At 65.2% G+C, this 15,678-nt stretch carries 20 protein-coding genes; 10 read left to right on the forward strand and 10 right to left on the reverse strand.

The window, feature by feature from the left end:
• From A4R25_RS22975 to A4R25_RS22985, 3 genes are read right to left on the reverse strand one after another with little or no spacing between them, the layout of a single operon-like run.
• Positions 1-681, reverse strand: coding sequence for a hypothetical protein (locus tag A4R25_RS22975; RefSeq protein ID WP_064448024.1), 681 nt, complete (start codon positions 679-681; stop codon positions 1-3).
• A 53-nt stretch (positions 682-734) separates the two neighbouring features.
• Entirely contained in the window at positions 735-1,121 is a 387-nt protein-coding gene (locus A4R25_RS22980) for a VOC family protein (protein ID WP_043327663.1), read from the reverse strand.
• Positions 1,118-1,423: a helix-turn-helix transcriptional regulator gene (locus tag A4R25_RS22985; protein WP_064448025.1), complete on the reverse strand. Its 306-nt coding sequence runs from the start codon at positions 1,421-1,423 to the stop codon at positions 1,118-1,120. Before A4R25_RS22985 ends, A4R25_RS22980 begins: the two co-directional genes overlap by 4 nt.
• A gap of 14 nt (positions 1,424-1,437) precedes the next feature.
• On the opposite strand from A4R25_RS22985, the gene A4R25_RS22990 reads away from it, so the two are divergent.
• Positions 1,438-2,025, forward strand: coding sequence for an AAA family ATPase (locus tag A4R25_RS22990; protein ID WP_231915606.1), 588 nt, complete (start codon positions 1,438-1,440; stop codon positions 2,023-2,025).
• Between the two features lie 79 nt (positions 2,026-2,104).
• Positions 2,105-2,839 (forward strand): LPXTG cell wall anchor domain-containing protein, encoded by a 735-nt coding sequence (locus A4R25_RS22995; protein WP_064448027.1) that lies wholly within the window; start codon positions 2,105-2,107, stop codon positions 2,837-2,839.
• A gap of 66 nt (positions 2,840-2,905) precedes the next feature.
• Here the strand turns inward: A4R25_RS22995 and A4R25_RS23000 are convergent, their stop codons facing one another.
• Complete coding sequence (locus tag A4R25_RS23000; protein WP_064448028.1) at positions 2,906-3,304, reverse strand: ester cyclase; 399 nt, start codon at positions 3,302-3,304, stop codon at positions 2,906-2,908.
• A gap of 147 nt (positions 3,305-3,451) precedes the next feature.
• Here A4R25_RS23000 and A4R25_RS23005 point away from each other — a divergent pair, with 147 nt between their 5' ends.
• Entirely contained in the window at positions 3,452-4,336 is an 885-nt protein-coding gene (locus A4R25_RS23005; RefSeq protein WP_064448029.1) for an aminoglycoside phosphotransferase family protein, read from the forward strand.
• A 46-nt stretch (positions 4,337-4,382) separates the two neighbouring features.
• A complete protein-coding gene (locus tag A4R25_RS23010) occupies positions 4,383-4,946 on the forward strand; it encodes a dihydrofolate reductase family protein (RefSeq protein WP_064448030.1) in 564 nt (187 codons plus the stop codon).
• A 57-nt stretch (positions 4,947-5,003) separates the two neighbouring features.
• Here A4R25_RS23010 and A4R25_RS23015 read toward each other — a convergent pair whose 3' ends face one another.
• A complete protein-coding gene (locus tag A4R25_RS23015; RefSeq protein ID WP_064448031.1) occupies positions 5,004-5,390 on the reverse strand; it encodes a MerR family transcriptional regulator in 387 nt (128 codons plus the stop codon).
• 95 nt (positions 5,391-5,485) lie between these two features.
• Here A4R25_RS23015 and A4R25_RS31895 point away from each other — a divergent pair, with 95 nt between their 5' ends.
• From A4R25_RS31895 to A4R25_RS23025, 3 genes are read left to right on the forward strand one after another with little or no spacing between them, the layout of a single operon-like run.
• On the forward strand, positions 5,486-6,100 hold the full coding sequence (locus A4R25_RS31895) for an NADPH-dependent FMN reductase (RefSeq protein WP_124778812.1): 615 nt from the start codon (positions 5,486-5,488) through the stop codon (positions 6,098-6,100).
• Positions 6,049-6,402: a DUF4259 domain-containing protein gene (locus tag A4R25_RS31220; protein WP_231915607.1), complete on the forward strand. Its 354-nt coding sequence runs from the start codon at positions 6,049-6,051 to the stop codon at positions 6,400-6,402. The genes A4R25_RS31895 and A4R25_RS31220 overlap by 52 nt, the downstream gene beginning before the upstream one ends.
• Positions 6,403-6,444: 42 nt before the next feature.
• Entirely contained in the window at positions 6,445-6,723 is a 279-nt protein-coding gene (locus A4R25_RS23025) for a hypothetical protein (RefSeq protein ID WP_064448033.1), read from the forward strand.
• A gap of 104 nt (positions 6,724-6,827) precedes the next feature.
• On the opposite strand, the gene A4R25_RS31565 is transcribed toward A4R25_RS23025, so the two are convergent.
• Both A4R25_RS31565 and A4R25_RS23040 read right to left on the reverse strand, forming a co-directional pair.
• On the reverse strand, positions 6,828-7,304 hold the full coding sequence (locus A4R25_RS31565) for an SRPBCC family protein (RefSeq protein ID WP_158629856.1): 477 nt from the start codon (positions 7,302-7,304) through the stop codon (positions 6,828-6,830).
• Positions 7,305-8,207: 903 nt separating this feature from the next.
• Positions 8,208-9,224, reverse strand: coding sequence for an HNH endonuclease (locus tag A4R25_RS23040; protein ID WP_197494956.1), 1,017 nt, complete (start codon positions 9,222-9,224; stop codon positions 8,208-8,210).
• Between the two features lie 154 nt (positions 9,225-9,378).
• On the opposite strand from A4R25_RS23040, the gene A4R25_RS31225 reads away from it, so the two are divergent.
• From A4R25_RS31225 to A4R25_RS31235, 3 genes are all read left to right on the forward strand, one after another.
• A complete protein-coding gene (locus A4R25_RS31225) occupies positions 9,379-9,972 on the forward strand; it encodes a hypothetical protein (RefSeq protein ID WP_157539151.1) in 594 nt (197 codons plus the stop codon).
• Entirely contained in the window at positions 9,972-11,411 is a 1,440-nt protein-coding gene (locus A4R25_RS31230) for a hypothetical protein (protein ID WP_157539152.1), read from the forward strand. The genes A4R25_RS31225 and A4R25_RS31230 overlap by 1 nt, the downstream gene beginning before the upstream one ends.
• Positions 11,412-11,841: 430 nt before the next feature.
• Entirely contained in the window at positions 11,842-12,570 is a 729-nt protein-coding gene (locus A4R25_RS31235; RefSeq protein WP_231915608.1) for an SLATT domain-containing protein, read from the forward strand.
• Positions 12,571-13,473: 903 nt separating this feature from the next.
• On the opposite strand, the gene A4R25_RS31240 is transcribed toward A4R25_RS31235, so the two are convergent.
• From A4R25_RS31240 to A4R25_RS23060, 3 genes are all read right to left on the reverse strand, one after another.
• Positions 13,474-13,698 carry a hypothetical protein gene (locus tag A4R25_RS31240; protein WP_143766974.1) on the reverse strand — a complete coding sequence of 75 codons (225 nt, stop codon included), beginning with the start codon at positions 13,696-13,698 and terminating at the stop codon, positions 13,474-13,476.
• 390 nt (positions 13,699-14,088) lie between these two features.
• Positions 14,089-14,784 (reverse strand): HAD family hydrolase, encoded by a 696-nt coding sequence (locus A4R25_RS23055; protein WP_064448037.1) that lies wholly within the window; start codon positions 14,782-14,784, stop codon positions 14,089-14,091.
• The gene (locus A4R25_RS23060) at positions 14,781-15,647 is read right to left on the reverse strand and encodes a GntR family transcriptional regulator (RefSeq protein ID WP_013283236.1); all 867 of its coding nucleotides are present in this window, start codon (positions 15,645-15,647) and stop codon (positions 14,781-14,783) included. The genes A4R25_RS23055 and A4R25_RS23060 overlap by 4 nt, the downstream gene beginning before the upstream one ends.
• Positions 15,648-15,678: the final 31 nt, after the last annotated feature.

The raw sequence follows: 15,678 nt of genomic DNA on the forward strand, positions 1-15,678 counted from the left end.
CTACTCGTCACCCCGCAGCCGCGCCAACTCGGCCGCGTACTCGGCGTCGGTCAGCACCCCGCGCTCGTACTGCCGGGTCAGCGCGTGGATGTCACGCCGCCGCCCGGCGCTCGGCGCGGGCGGCCGGGTCCGGTCCGGACGGTCGACGCGGACCGGACCCGGCGCCGAGCTCGCCGCCGCGCGCTGCTCCGGGGGCCGGGCGTTCCGGTGGCACTCCCGCAGGTTCGCGAGGATCTCGTCGTAGTGCTCCGGCCAGGTGACCAGCCGGGTCAGCTCCAGGCGGAACGGCCGGACGACGGCGCCGGACTGGATCGGCGTCTGCACCGGCGCGCCGTCGGTCCGCTCGATGACGATCGCGTCGCGTCCCATGTCCAGACCCATTATCGAACTCGCACCGCTGTGGATATCCACAACCGACGCCCACGGCACGGTGGTCATGTGGAGCAGCGAACGGGAACGTACGCCGACGGGGCTCACCCAGACGCCGAGCATCGCGCGGCGGACCGCGACGGCGAGGACGCCGGCGTTCCACACTCCGAGGACGACCGCCTCCCGTTCCAGGAGACTGCCGCTACGGACCCCGAACACGATGAGCACGAAGTAGCCGACCGCCAGCCCCGCCACGACCATGGAGCCGGAGGTGGCCAGGTCCAGCGAGTACGGGCGCCGCCACACCGTCATGCCGCCAGGGTGACCGATCGTGTCCAGCGGTTCAGCGCGGCGTCAGCGCCCGGCTACCGGTACTGTGCGATCTGGATCAGGTTGCCGCAGGTGTCGTCGAACACCGCGGTGGTCACCGGGCCCATGTCGACCGGCTCCTGGGTGAACAGCACGCCGAGGCCCCGCAGCCGCTCGTGCTCGGCGGCCACGTCGTCCACCGCGAACTGCGTCAGCGGGATGCCGTCGGCCGCGAGCGCCTCCTTGAACGCCTTGGCGGCCGGGTGCGCATCGGGCTCCAGCAGCAGCTCCACGCCGTCCGGGGCGTCCGGCGAGACCACAGTCAGCCAGCGGTACTCCCCGGTCGGCACGTCGGTCTTCGGCACGAAGCCCAGCACGTCGGTGTAGAAGCGCAGCGCCTTGTCCTGGTCGTCGACGTACACGCTGGTGAGGTTGATTCTCATGGGTTCTCCTGGGTGGGTTCGGCGGACCTGAGCCATCGCTCGGTGACGGCCCGCAGCGGCCGGGTGTCGAGGTGGTGGAACTTGTAGCGACCCTGCCGCCGCGTGACGACCAGGCCGGCGGCCTCCAGGACGTCGAGGTGCTGGGAGATCGCCTGCCGGGACGACGCGACCTGGTGCTTCGTGGCCAGCCGCCCGCAGATCTCGAACAGGGTCTGACCGTCGCGCTCGGTCAGCTCGTCGAGGATCAGGCGGCGGGTGTGGTCGGCCAGCGCCTGGTACAGATCGCCCACGTCACCCACCATAGGCAAGTGACGGCTTGCCTATCAAGCGGATTGCCTGCCAGTCGGAGGACGACATGCCCGGATACATCCTCACCGGCGCTCCCGGCTCCGGTAAGACAGCGATTCTCCGGCACCTGGAGATCGACGGGTACCCCGTCGTGGAGGAGGCGGCGACCGACGTGATCGCGCTTCACCAGGCGCTCGGACGACCGGAGCCGTGGCGTGAGCCGGGCTTCGCCGACCGGGTGCTGGATCTCCAACGGGAGCGCCGTCGCCGAGCCGCGGCGAACGCCGGCGAGGTCGTCTTCCACGACCGTTCGCCCGTCTGCACGCTGGCGTTGTGCCGCTATCTGGGCCGGGCCGCACCGCCCGCGCTGCTCGCCGAGATCGAGGGCATGACGGCGAATCGCCACTACGAACAAACCGTTTTCTTCGTACGCCATCAGGGCTTCGTCGAGGCGACCGCCGCTCGCCGGATCACTTTCGAGGAATCACTCGTCTTCGAGCGGATCCACGAGTTGACCTATCGCGAGGCCGGATTCGACCTCGCCGACGTGCCGGCCGGCCCACTGGCGAGCCGGGTAGCGGCGATAAGAGAGGCGGTTGATCGACTGCGCCGTTAGCGCAATCAATGCTCCTTGCGCTTCGAAGGGACGCCGGTAACATCTCCATGTTTTGATCTACACGGGGAGGAAAGTCCACATGCGATGGAAAATCCCGGCCGGCGCCCTGGTGGCGCTGGCCTTTGTGATTCCGGCCGCGCCCGCGGCGGCGCAGACCGCAGTGCCCGGGCTGAACGACGCCTGCCAGACGGTCGAACGCAAGGTGTACAAGGATTTCCGCGAGCTCGTCACCATCGACCTGGACACGGCCAACGTTTCCGAGCTGCGGCTGCTGGCCTACCGGCTCCTGGCCGAGGCACAGGCCGAATCGTTGCCCGTTCTGCCGGGCGAGATCGAGGAGCGACTGAAGGGCACCTCGGACGACCTTCGCGCATACCTCAAGAACGTGGAGAATCGCTGGGCGACGGCTCTGCGCGTCTCGATCGGCCAGACCATGACGGGTGCCGGCCCCAACGTGCGGGCCGCCGCGCAGAAGGTGCTCGACAACCCGTCCGTCGAGGCCTACCTCGCCTACCTGAACAACGGCCTGTACGAGGCTCGCGCGCTCGACTGCGCATCCCAGCCGACGCCGACGCCGTCTCAGCCCACGACCACGCCGACCGCGACGCCCAGCGCCACGTCGACAGTCGTGCCGCCCCTCAGTCCCTCCGCCAGCGTGGGCGTACCCGGCGGCGACGGTGGTGGCGAGGGTGGCGGCCTGCCGGTGACCGGCTCCGACACCGCGACAGTGGCCGGCATCGGCGGGGCGCTGCTGCTCCTCGGCGGCGCCAGCTACGTCATCGGACGCCGACGTCGTTCCCGCTTCGTCGCATAGCTTCCTGGGCGCGCCCAGCTCGATGTCGCATCGGGCTGGGCGCGCCGCGTTTCCGGATTCCCCCGGTCAGCCGGCGAGTTGCCGCCGCACCGAGTCGGTGTCCATCAGGTACGACATGTGCTTGAACTTGCCGTCCTGGAGCCAGTAGAAGGCGGTCTCGACGAACGAGACCGAGGCGCCGGTAGGTGCCAGGCCGTTCCACTCCTTGACGGGCGTTCCGGTGTCGACGAGGCGGGCAGCGATCCGGTCGCCCTCGACGACGAGATCCTGGATCTCCCAGTGGAGATCCGGCACCGCCTCGACGTGCTTGTAGAACTCGGCCACCATGTCCGCCATCCGGACCGGCGTGCCGTTCATGATCACCTCTTCGTGGGCGAAGTCGGCCATGCGGTCGAACTCCCGCTTGTTCGCCAGATCGACGTACCGCAGGTAGAAGTCACGCAGTTCCTCAGTGGTGGCGCTCATGATCGCTCGTTCCCCTCCGCATATTTTGTACCGCTCGGTTCGGAGCCAACCGTAGCAGGATTCTGTACCGATCGGTTCATGATCAGGATCACGCCGTGCTCCGAATTCGATTGACCGTGTGACCCGGCGGGTCCTACGGTCGCGTCGATGCGTCCGGGAGAGATCGTCGTCACTGTGGAACAGGTACGCGCCCTGGTCAGCGACCAGTTCCCCGAATGGTCGAGCCTGCCGATCGTGCCGCAGCCGCTGAACGGCACCGACAACGCGCTGTTCCGGCTGGGCGACTCCCTGACGGCACGGCTGCCACGGGCGCCGTGGGCGGTCGACCAGGTGACGACCGACGCGACCTGGCTGCCGCGGCTCGCCCCTCACCTCCCGGTGCCCGTGCCGGTGCCGGTCGCGGTCGGCCGACCCGGCGGGAACTATCAGTGGCCGTGGACCGTCGTCCCGTGGCTCGACGGGGACAACCCGCAATCCGGGCAGGACCACGTCGACCTCGCCGTCGACCTCGCCCGCTTCGTACGGGCGATGATCGCGATCGACCCGATGGACGGGCCGGTCAAGGAAGGCATTCAGCGCGGCGTACCCCTGGTGCAGCGCGACGAACTGACCCGCCGGTCGATCGCGGAGCTGGGCGACCGGATCGACGGCCGGGCGGTGACCGCGGCGTGGGACGAGGCGATGGCGGCGGACGAGTGGCCGGGACCGCCGATGTGGCTGCACGGCGATCTGCTGGCGGGCAACCTGCTGGTCGACCGGGGCCGGCTCACCGGCGTGATCGACTTCGGCGGTCTCGGCCGCGGCGATCCGGCCGTCGAGGTGCGACCCGCCTGGAGTCTGTTCGACGCCCGCGCCCGGGCCGCCTACCGGGAGGCGCTCGGGTTCGACGAGGCGACCTGGGTACGCGGTTGGGCCTGGATGCTGTCCGGATCGCTCTACTGGCTGGCGGACCTGTGGGACTCGATCAGCGAGTACGACCGCCGGGACACCATCCGCCACATCGACTACATTCTGCGTCACCGCCACGACTGACCTGCGGGGTCCGGTGTTGCGGGACCGACCGACGGAGGCATGCGCTGTGCGGAAATTGATCTACGGCATGAACCTGACAGTGGACGGCTACGTGTCCGCGCCCGGCGACGACATCGGGTGGGGCGAATCGAGCGACGAACTGTTCCAGTGGTGGCTCGATCAGGAGCGGGCGGTCAGCCTGTTCCTGTACGGGCGCCGCCTGTGGGAGAACATGAGCGGCTACTGGCCGACCGGTGACCAGCAGCCGGGCGCCACCCCGGCGCAGATCGAGTTCGCCCGGAACTGGCGGGACACGCCGAAGGTGGTGTTCTCCTCCACCATCGACAAGGTCGACTGGAACGCCCGCCTGTTCACCGGGGACGCGATCGCTGAGATAACCCGGCTCAAGGCCGGGGACGGCGGCCCGATGAGGGTCGGTGGCGCAGCCCTCGCGGGGGCGGCCATGCGGGCCGGGCTGATCGACGAGTACGAGATCGTCACCCACCCGGTCCTCGTGGGCGCCGGCACGCCGTTCTTCGGCGCGCTGGACGGCTGGTCGAAGCTCGACCTGGTGGAGACGCGGACGTTTCCCGGCGGCGTGACCCTGAGCAGGTACGCAACGAGGCGGTAGCGCCTTCCGTCTGCGGTCAGGGTCCAGCGCCTCCAGCCGGGTGCCGAGCCGGCGGCGTCAGGAGTCCAGTGCCGCTCCCAGATCGCAGAGCCTGGCGCCCGAACCGAGCAGTTCGAGCCGGGCCTTCAGGTCGGCCACGCGCTGCTCGGCCTCGGTGACGATGTGCTCGGCGACCCGACCCCAATCCTCGGGTCCCGGGTCGGCGGGAAGCGCGGAGAACAACTCGGCGATCTCGCGCACCGTCAACCCGACCCGCTGAGCGAGCTTGGCGACATGGATGCGGCAGGCCGCGGACTCGTCGAACCGGCGCTGGTTGCCTGCGGTACGCACCGCGTTGATCACGCCGTGCTTCTCGTAGAACCGCACCGCCGAGGGCGCCACTCCACTGTCGGCGGCGACCTCGCTGACGGTCGCGTATGCCACGACCGGGTTCGTGAGCGTCATGCCCTCACCGTACGCCGCGAGGGGTTGCTTCCCCCCGACGATGCGCGTCGATCCGGCTTGACTTCAACATATGTTCAACCCGCAGCGTGGTGGACATGACCGCTCCGACAGCACATGCCAATCACCACTCCACCACCGCCGCGCAGACCACGACGCGAGTCGCGGTGATCGCCTCCAGCCTTCGCAACGGGCGGATGAGCCCGACCATCGCCGAGTGGGTCGTCGCCGCGCTCCAGCAGAGCAGTGGCGTCAACGTCGACCTGATCGACCTCGCCGGGATCACCCTGCCCGACGACACCCGGCTTTCTCCCGGCGGCGGCCCGAGGACCGAGGTCGCCGACCGGATCGAAGCCGCCGACGCGTTCGTGTTTGTCACCCCGGAGTACAACCACTCCTACCCCGCATCGCTGAAGCGGCTCATCGACTGGCACTACGCCGCCTGGATGCTGAAGCCGGCCACCGTCGTCGCCTACGGAGTCCAGGGCGGGTACGCGGCGATCGAACACCTGCGCGGTGTCCTGTCCGAACTGAACATGGTCACCACGCGACGCTGCCTCGGACTGGCTGCCCCGTGGGAAGCCCTGGACGACAGCAACCGCTTCACACCCGCCGACGGCACGAACAAGGCGCTGGCCAGCGCGCTGGCCGAACTGGCCTGGTGGACCGCCGTCCTCACCGACGCACGCGTCAACCGTCCGTTCCCGGCCTGAGGTCCTCGAACCCCGAACTTCTTCCTTGCAAAGCCCTTGGCTTGGACGACGACCTGCCACAACTGGCGATCGAAGCACTTGACCGGGTCCTCGGCGACGACTCCGAGTGGCGGAGCCTATGGGGTGAGGCGGGAGCGAGTGAGTTCCCGCCGATCAAGAGGTCCTTGTCTTTCCGCATCTATCTGCGCCGTGGTCCGCGCCTCTCGCCGGCGCCTACCAATGAACCCATGCTTCACCCGAAACCTGACACCTTGCGTCATATTTCTTCAACCAGCCGGCCCCGCAAGGTGACCACGGCGTGAGGCGGTCAACGCAGAAGACGACCCCTGTGAAAGCCTGTCGCGATGTCGCGTGCCCGCCTAGCGCTGACCGCCGGGGTTCTCCTGCTCATCGCCTCGTGCCTGCTGCCGTGCCTGCCGTTCCTGGATCTGTCCGGGATCTCGATGCCCTACCAGGACCCCACTCCCGAGATGCTGGAGAAGCAAGCCGCCGACATCACCGCAGCCGAACACAGACTCGCCGTCCACGCAGCCATCGCCGGCGCACTCGCCGTAATCGGCCTGGCAGCATTCATCTACGCCTGGAAGCACAGGCGGGCCCGCAAGGCCGACCACGGAATCTAGGCCAAACGTAAAGCATGTGCTGGGACGGATTCGTCAAGCATGTGGTGGGAGGTCAGGAGACTCCATATGCGGCAGACGGCCGTCACTTAGTAGGCGAAGGAGCATCACCCGGCCGAGGGGGGCAATAACACCATCGTCTGCCAGTTGCGGAACACGAAGCGGTGCACCGACTTCAACCCGACCCATAACGCCGGATAGAGCACGGCGCGGCCGAACCCGCGGACTGTCAGCGTCGTGGTCCGGGTGACGTGCGTGCCACGGCCAGCAGGGGCCATCTCGAATAGATCCCCGAGATAGTCAACGTAGCGGTGGAAACCGAGATCCGTCGACTCCATGTGGAACGCCAGCCGGGCTGGTGGCTCCCATACGGTGATCCGCTGCCGCACCACCCCTTGCTCCGAGACACACTGCCGGGCCGCGTCTACCTCGCCTGGGCCCTCGGGCAACCGGCACATCGTCGGTCGAGGCGTACCCAGGTAGAACACCGGGCACCGGGGCTGCAGTTCGAGGCGTGAGTCGCAGAGTGCCGGCCACAGCACCTCAGGCGGGTGGGGGATCGTCCAGCGCGTACGCACGATCACGCCTCCGACGGTACTCCCACCGTCAACGGTGCAAGAGCGTCTAGCCGGACGTGTCACGGGCCCTGACCTGGCCAGATGATGTGGTGGAGCCCAGGGGACTCGAACCCCTAACCCCTGCCTTGCAAAGATCAAGACTTCTGTCGGTCGGTGTCGGTGACTACTGCTGACGTGCTCGTCTTGTCGCCTGCCGTCGGCCCTAGGCTGGCTTCGTCGGCGGGCTTGGCTGTACTGATGGCTGTACAGCCAGACCTCTTCGTCTCGATCATCGAGTGTCATCCGGTGCCGTCTCGTGCAGCTGGCCATAGCTGCGCTGCCCCTGCTCGTGCGGTCCGCCGGCGCCCAGTGACGACGCGCCGGCCGCCTTCTGGCTGCTCTTCCCGCCCAGAGGCCAGGTTCGCTGGGTCCTGCCGTCCGCGCCGATCATCGCCGACAAGGTCCGTGTGACAGCGCAGGTAGAATGGAGAGCGAAGGGCTGCCTTGTACTCGATTCCCGAACCCCTTGGGGCGGCTGGTGCCTACCGGTCGCGAGAAGTTCGCCAAGATCATGAAGGCCGCGCTGCCCGCCCTTGCATTCGTGCTGCTGCTGACGGTCTCTGCTCTTGTGGGAGGAGTTGACGCGATGATCTGCAACCTACTCATCAACATCGCCTCGGCTCTCGTGACCGGGAGTCGGGTAGAGGGCAGCCCTTCCCTCTAAGCCCGGCCTGTTCGAGGCTCTGTACAGCCACCCTCTGATCCCTAGCTCCGGGCGATGGAGTCCGGTCGGGCTGCTCGTGCCGTTGACCGGTGGATGGCAGTCCCTCGCGGGATGCTGGGGGCCGCCCGGTTGCTGTACTTCGGTCGGATGGCTATACAGCCTTTCGTGCCAGTCGCCTCGACTACCCGCGAATGGTCAAGCCCATCTCACGGCCGGTGGTGGTTGATCAGCGCGATGAGCTCATCGGGAGTAAGCCAGGGCGAGGATCGGTGGATCATCCGGTGGCAGTTGGAGCACAGCAGCATGAGGTCTTCCGGCCGGGTGCGAGTGGGGCCGCTGGCATGCAGGGGTGTGCGGTGATGGCACTCGATGTAGTCGGCGCCGCGATCCCCGTACATCCTCTGAAAATCGAAACCGCAGGCTTCGCAGGCGACCGCCGCATGTCGGCGCTTGTATGCCTCAATGACCTTCCGGCGAAGCTTCGGGTCCCGCTCGCGCCGAAGGTGCAGCCGCTGGAGCACTCGCCCCTCGTCCGCACTGAGGCCGTCTAGGTCCACGTCTGCCACGTCCGCTGGTTCGGCTGACCCGTTCAGGATCGCTTGCCGGATTGCAAGGGCCTGCTGCTCCATCTCATCCGGTCGGTCCAGGAAGGCCATGAGCACCTCACGGTCGTGCCGGCCTCCATTGGTTGGCTTCCCGGTGTAGTCCGGATGCTGGGTAGCGATGTCAGCAGTCTTGCGGGCCACACCGTTAGGGTTGCGGAAGTCCTGCCTACGGTCCTCCATCGGGTGCGCTGTGTAGAGCTGGAGTAGCTCAGACAGTTCGCTCACCCGGGCATCGTTGCGCGTCAGCCACCGCCAGCCGTTGTCCCGCACAAGCGCGCAGGCCAGTACAACCTCGTCCCACGTCCACGGTGGGTTGCGGTGGGTTCGGGTGGCAAAGCCAAGCCGTCGGAGGTGATGGACGACGCTCGCCTCTCCTCCAGTAAAATCACCAGCGCGCAGGAACATCTCTTGGCTCACGCCGTGCGCATAGCCCATGATCGGCTTCGAGTCGTACGTGCGGCCGTTGACCTCTAGGAAGTACGTCCGGGCCGTCCCGAAGCCGTATCTATCCAGGAACGCATCTCGACCTAACCTGTCGAACTCATCGACGGCAGCGAGAACATCAGATCGCGTCACGTCACGAAGACCCACGGCGAGATGGTAGATGGTGGCCTCCACCTGGACCTTCCGCCGGTCCGTTTCGTCCCCTGCGGCTAGCGTACGCAGGGCCACCTGGGCCAGTCCGTCAGGTTCGCCAAGCGCCCGGCCAGACTTGGAAGCCACGTGGTTCCCCGACTAGCCCGAGGCTTCCGTGATCGGTACGCTACGAAACGTGTCGGGGGAAGAGACTCAAGCCAAGGGGGCAGATGGCGCCCGACGCGCGAAGTTCTGGCTAGAGTCAACCACGCGCGTAAACGTTCAGTGGGTCAACCCTCATCCCGTCGCCGTGCCGAAACTTACATTCAAGTGGCACACCGGGTCACCTTTCTCGTTTGATCTCGGCGGCGTGCTTCTAGGTGAAGACCTTCATGGGCAAGAGTTTCTTGCCGAATGCAAGAAATATGAAAAGCCATCAGATCAGGGAAGTTTATACGTCAAGTATCTGGCGCAGTGCTATCGAGCTTACAGTGAACGTCCCGATCGTTGCGACAATTTTTTTTGGATCACCTGGTCGCCCTTCAGCTCTACTCGCTGGGATGAGTTGCTGACGGCGAGCTACGTTCGCGAGGCTGTGCTTACACATCACCAGAAGGTATTTGGCACGGCAAACGCAGAGGAAGCCAGAGCTCAGGTGAGCGACGATCTATGTAAGGATGTCGCAAACAGGCTGTGGATGATAGTCTTGACGGATCGACAAGAGAAGCTCCAGCTTACTCGGGAGCACCTCGGCGTAATCCGAAAGTTTGACACCGAGAGGGGGTTATAGTGAGACAGCTCGAATATGCAGGTCAGATTGCGCAGGCCCTTTCTCTGGAGCAGCCCAGCGATAGCGTTGAGGGTGTCAAAGAGGCCGTCATTCGTGAGCTCACTACACTTGACCCCCGAATGGTCATCCGACGAACCGAGTACTTCAATCACTCGTTCATTCCAGACCTAGTGGCATCTTGGCCCGGTAACGCTCGGGCAGGCGAACGATACATTTACCTCAAATTCAATGATGAAATTGACTACCTCCTTGATGACATGACCCTTGTCAAGGACAGCCAACCCATCATTTTCGGTTTGAGCAATACGCCTCGCGAACAAAACGGGAGTTCTGCCCAGGACCTTTTCGAGACATCCGCACAGAGTAATACCTTGGTGACGGACGCGGCTGGCGTCGAGACACTCATAGACCGCGGCAATTCCCGTTTTCTGGACCTGGCCACCTCTACGTTGACGCAAGGCGGCCGGGGCCTTGTAGATGCTCCCATGGCTGCTAGTGCTGTCGAGAACCTGGCCGAGGGGTTCGAAGGTGCGCGCCATACCGACAGGCTCCTGACTCGACGAGCGACCAGCACAGTAGAGTTACTTTTTGATCCAACCCATGCGGATCGGCTGAATCGCCTGCTGCAGGCGGTCTGGATTGGATCCGGAGGGCGTCTCGAAGACTTCCCAGGACGCCGCGACGAGACGGCAGAGCTTCCGGACGATATCCTTCAGTTTCTACTCGACTACGAGGAGATCCCGGATGATGACTTCTGGCGCAGGCTCGGTAGGCGGGTAACAGTTGGGCAACTTTGCAGGCTAGCAATTCCGGATGGCTCACGGAACCTCGACCGCCTAATGGGTGTAAACGCTAAGACCTACTGGTCTCGCGCGTGTCGTATTAGGCGGCACGGGACGGCACTTTTCACTCGCCAACGTAGCGCTCCGCACTGGGCAGTCGACCGTGGACTGTTAGCATATCGCGCTTCGCTCTACGCTGCATACCTGGCCGAGAGCATTGAACACTTGGACGAAGTCACGCCGGACCATAATGCTGGCATCTTGGTGGAGGAGCTCAGACGCCGCGCCGATGGCATCGCCTTGAATGCCTTGGACTTCTCGGCAGGAGGCAGGGTCGTCAAGTACTCCTCAGAGTCGGAGGAGGATATTGCAGATGACGCGGCAATCGAAGAGATTGAGAGATCACTGCACGGTGATGTTTTGATCAAGAGGGCGAGCGTTACGTTGAAGAACGGCCGCCGCCTCTCATGCGACTTCACCACGAATACGATTACTGGCCGTACTACGAGTAAGCCCAAGATTCCCGAGCTACTCCATGCGGCAATTATGCTTCTCCGCGGAAACGATCCAGCCGAGCAAGCTGTGCTTAATTCCATCCCAGGTTTGGATGAGGACGTGCAACTTAGCTTCGATTTTGGCAAATCGGCTGGCTTGTAGAGGACACCTTCGCCTACCCCGTTGTTGCCATCCCGTCTGTCGCCGACCCACACACCGCGGAGCGGGCGAGGGCCAGGGTGACAAGGTGGAGCGCCCTACCGGCCAAGTCTCAATGGCGGTTGTCAAGCGCGGGCGCCGCCGGGCGGGGGCGGCCTTGGGATACCCGTGGACTCTCACCGCAAGCCAGCAACGGCGCCGCGCATCAGAAGGGACTGTGTCAGATTGCAGACAGGCCAGTCGAGGTGGCTGGGCACCGCTGGTATACCCGCGTGACGGCAGTAGCGATCAAGACACCGGGGTCCTTATGACGACGACATCACCTTCAGGCTCCGAGCGGCATCCTGAATCGGCGCATGGCCGAGTTGAACAACTCCTATCCCTCACAAGTCAGATTCTAAAGCTTGAGAGCGATATTAGAACGATTCGACTCTTGAATGCCGGCGTCTTAGTCGGTGTCCTGCTAGGACCGGCCGCGCTTCTGTTGATGATTATTGCCACGATCGCAACGTATGAGACTTTCGATTTAGGCCGCGCAAACAAAACGGCTGCCCCCCTCATGATCGTTGCCGCCGCCTGCGGCCTCGCCTGCAGCATCTACCGCCTAGAGCACTTCAGAAACGGTGCCAGCGGCCTGAAGCTTCAGCTCGCACTGCTTCGCGAGCGCCGACGACTGAGGGCCGCCGACCTGACCTTAGAGGCTCGTTACACCCGGAGCGCATATAAAGAGGAGATAGCGGGCGACTTAGAGCGACTTAGGCGAGAGAGTAGATATTACCGCCGAATTCACAATGCCTTTCAAGCAATCATCATTGTCGGCTCACTTGCAACGACGACGGCGTCAGGGATAGCGCTCGATAGCAGCCCCTTGCAATGGGTCGTTGTGGCTACCAGCTTTTCCGTCGGATTGGCTGCGGGGTTCACCGGATACTTCAAGTACCGAGAGCGCGGCTTTTACTTGCAGCAGACCGCCGACGCGATTGAGCAGGAGTGGGCAGCCGCCCAGCTTTCGATCTTTCGCTATAGGAACCTAGGCGAGGATGAGCAACTGGCATCCCTCGTGGAAGAAGTCGAAAAGCTGAAGTCCGAGCAGCGTAAGCGCGAGCAAAGCCTTGACCAACCCTCGGGCCATGTCCGAGATGGCGCCGCCAACGCCCAGTGAGGCGTAGAGCGTCCGAAGCTAATGCAGCCCGCGCCCGGCCACACAAAGATCAAGACTGCGCACCTACGCGCGTCCGCCTCATGCCATCCCGTCTGCCGCCGACCCACACTCCGTGGAGCGGGCCAGGGCCAGGGTGACAAGGTGGAGCGCCCTACTGGACGTACGACCTTGTCACCCTGGCCCTGGTCTGCTCGGCTTGCCTGGGTCGGTGGCTGACGGGATGGTATCCCACCTCAACCACTCTCCTACCGGAACCGTTCGGCAACTCCATCCTGGAGTCGTCTGGCCCCCGCCGGAGGCACAGCTCTAACCCGCACCCCTTCCCCACCCCACCACCCCAACACCACCTCCACCCCTTCCCCACCCTGGGGCCTGAGCGACCGTGCGGAACCGTTCGGCAACTTCGTCCGCCGCGGTGGCCCGCCGAATCTCGTGCTGCATCGGGATCGCCGGGAACGGGTGGAAGCGTGTCCGCCTGGCCCTGGTCGTCCTTCGGGACTCGTCACCGGGTCACCTCACTACCCCAGGTGTGACGCGCGGGGCGGGGCGTGGGGTTCGGGCCGGCTGATTTTCCGCCCCGGCGCACTTGCGCCGGGGCGGCGGCTCCGCAGGAGCCGTTTGCCGCGCCCCGGTCCGCGCCGCGCGGAACGCGCTTGATCTAGTACAGGCCAATTCGGCAACAGATCACGGACTGCGCCCCCGAGTCGACTGGCCCGGCGCGCAGAACGCTATCCCTGTGCCGTCGTCTTCCGATGTCGCCTCGGGATCCGCTGTGGCTCACCTAGTGCGTAACGGTGACTGCCTCGTCCGTTCCGTGCATGGTCGCCTGCCAACTTTTCCCGCAACGACACCACCGGTTCTCATCCAAACGATCGGCTCGGGCTTCCACCCTCCCCGCACTGCTCAGTCCAGACTGTCGCCTACGGGCTGGCAGACGTCAGCTCGTACATGCGTCCCGCACCACCGAGGCAGCTCTACCGACCACACGCGCCAACCGCCGTCGTCCTTGCGCAGCTTCCACCGCCACGGGTGCTCCGCGCCAGCGAGGATCTGCGGGCCGTCCCACCACACCGCGCGTACCTGCTGCACCACCGTCGCCCGGCCGTTGCCCTGATGCTCGATGGTCATCGGCCCCACGCTCTCCAACTTCGATGGCGGCCGGGCTGTGCTGGTTATCTCGGCGCGGTAGTCGCGCCACTGCCGGCGGAGCTCGTCGTGACGGGGGCCGGCTAGCACCCGCGACAGCCCCAGCTCGTCACCGGCACTGAGTTTCAGGAGCCAAAGCGTGGCCGCCGCTTCCGGCGTCGCCTCACCGCGCTCCGCTTCTAGCTGCTTCCGCACGGCCCAGGACGCGGGCACAGCAACAAGGCCGACGCAGGCAAGCCCCACGAGTGCCACAAGCACCCAGGGCCATCCCCGCGCCGGCCTTGTCGCTGCCCGGACTCGGTGCGGTCGCCATCCGTGCGGTTCCTCCCCCATGGTCATCATCTGCCGACGATACGAAGCAACCCGGGAAGATCAAAGATCCTCGACCTGCATGAGGGCCTGCGCGATTTGCCGCATCGACGTAACCACCGCGTCCGCACCCGCCTCTTGGAACGCCGCCACCTTTGCGGGCTTGTTCGCGTACCCAATCACACGAGTGCCTGCGGCTTTCGCTCCCTCGATGTCGGAAAGCGAGTCGCCGACCAACACACACAGCGCCGGAACGACTCCAAGGGATGCCGCCGCGTCAACAATGGGCGTCGGGTTCGGCTTCATACGCAAGGGATCGGCGTATGCCCGGCCAACAGTCTTGGCGACATGTTGGCTCAGTCGGTGCTCTCTCAAGTAGGCGTCCACCGCCTGGGGCGAGTTGTTGCTGACCACCGCGATTGGCAGCTGCAGCTGACGCGCGGCCACGATGACCTCTCGCCCGTAGGCGGTCGGTTCCGCCGTCGATGCCGCCTTCACCTCAGCTGCGATCAAGGCGTCTTCGACGAGTCGGGTCAACTCCTGATCCGTCGAGCTGCCGGTGTGCCTCAGCACCTCCAGCGGGTCCGATTCTTCGGCTAGCTCGTTCGTGAGCGCCAAGCCCTGGCTCACTAGTAGGTCCAGGAGCTCCCTCGCAACCTGTGGTGCTGGATAGTTGGCGAAGATGCTGCATACCGGCCCGTCGAAGTCGAGCAGCAATGCGCGGACATCCCGGCACAGCTGCTCCAGGCTGGCGGTCATCCTTCGTGCCGATAGGCGATGGTCGACCACAGTGAGTCGAACCACTGGCGGGACGCTTCCACGAACTGAGTGCCGTGCGATGTGTCGTCGTCGGTGACGGCGTAGTGGAAGAGCGGGACGTCCTTGCCCATGAGGTCGTAGATGGCGGTGGGCTCGCCCTTGATGGTGACGGTCCGTTCGACGGCGGGGTAGAAGCCGAAGAACACCTCTTCACCGTTGAGGACGTAGAGCTTGAACTGCGGTGAACCTCGATGCATCCGCACCTCGACCGTGGCCGAACGAATCAAGCCCAGGTCGCCTAGCTCCGTAACCTGATCAACAATGCCGTCGACAGCCCTGCGGGTGATGCGGTCAGCTCGTTCCCGGACGGCCGGATCGTCAGACTGTGTCTCAGCCCTGGCGGGTAGCGCCATGGGGACTGACATGTCGGAGACGAGCACACGTACTGCGATCGTCTCCGGGGCGAGGCGACCAACGCGGACCTTGTCCAGCACCTCGGCCAGGGCGTCTCGCAGGGTCTCGCCAGAAAAGCCGGCGAAGTCGATGGTGACGTGGGCTCGCTCGAACGCTGCTTCGATGTGGGGTCGTAGCTCCACTGCCCGTTGCGTCTGGGCGCGAACGAAAGCGCCGCTGCCTTGCCGGGTGATGATGAGGCGTTCTGAGCGGAGCACCTCTAGCGCTCGTTTGATGGTCTCCCGTGCCACCCCGTAGCGGGAAGCAAGTTCAGGTTGCGACGGCAACTTGTCGCCCGGCGCCAGTCGGCGCGTAAGGATCGCGGCCCGGAGCTTGTTTGCGATCTGCTGTGACGCCTGCTTCGGGTCATCGGGGTCGAGTTCACCCAGGTAGTCCAGGTCTTCGGTCACCCGTCAAGGCTACCTGCTGGCTAGCCAAGCT

Source organism: Micromonospora sp. NBRC 110037, from assembly GCF_001652995.1.
Taxonomy (GTDB): domain Bacteria; phylum Actinomycetota; class Actinomycetes; order Mycobacteriales; family Micromonosporaceae; genus Micromonospora; species Micromonospora chalcea.

Coding starts and splice junctions, on each gene's coding strand:
- A4R25_RS22975 (WP_064448024.1), bottom strand. CDS start 681: ATGACGGTGTGGCGGCGCCCGTACTCGCTGGACCTGGCCACCTCCGGC.
- A4R25_RS22980 (WP_043327663.1), bottom strand. CDS start 1,121: ATGAGAATCAACCTCACCAGCGTGTACGTCGACGACCAGGACAAGGCG.
- A4R25_RS22985 (WP_064448025.1), bottom strand. CDS start 1,423: ATGGTGGGTGACGTGGGCGATCTGTACCAGGCGCTGGCCGACCACACC.
- A4R25_RS22995 (WP_064448027.1), top strand. CDS start 2,105: ATGCGATGGAAAATCCCGGCCGGCGCCCTGGTGGCGCTGGCCTTTGTG.
- A4R25_RS23000 (WP_064448028.1), bottom strand. CDS start 3,304: ATGAGCGCCACCACTGAGGAACTGCGTGACTTCTACCTGCGGTACGTC.
- A4R25_RS23005 (WP_064448029.1), top strand. CDS start 3,452: ATGCGTCCGGGAGAGATCGTCGTCACTGTGGAACAGGTACGCGCCCTG.
- A4R25_RS23015 (WP_064448031.1), bottom strand. CDS start 5,390: ATGACGCTCACGAACCCGGTCGTGGCATACGCGACCGTCAGCGAGGTC.
- A4R25_RS31895 (WP_124778812.1), top strand. CDS start 5,486: ATGACCGCTCCGACAGCACATGCCAATCACCACTCCACCACCGCCGCG.
- A4R25_RS23025 (WP_064448033.1), top strand. CDS start 6,445: ATGTCGCGTGCCCGCCTAGCGCTGACCGCCGGGGTTCTCCTGCTCATC.
- A4R25_RS31240 (WP_143766974.1), bottom strand. CDS start 13,698: ATGACCATCGAGCATCAGGGCAACGGCCGGGCGACGGTGGTGCAGCAG.
- A4R25_RS23055 (WP_064448037.1), bottom strand. CDS start 14,784: ATGACCGCCAGCCTGGAGCAGCTGTGCCGGGATGTCCGCGCATTGCTG.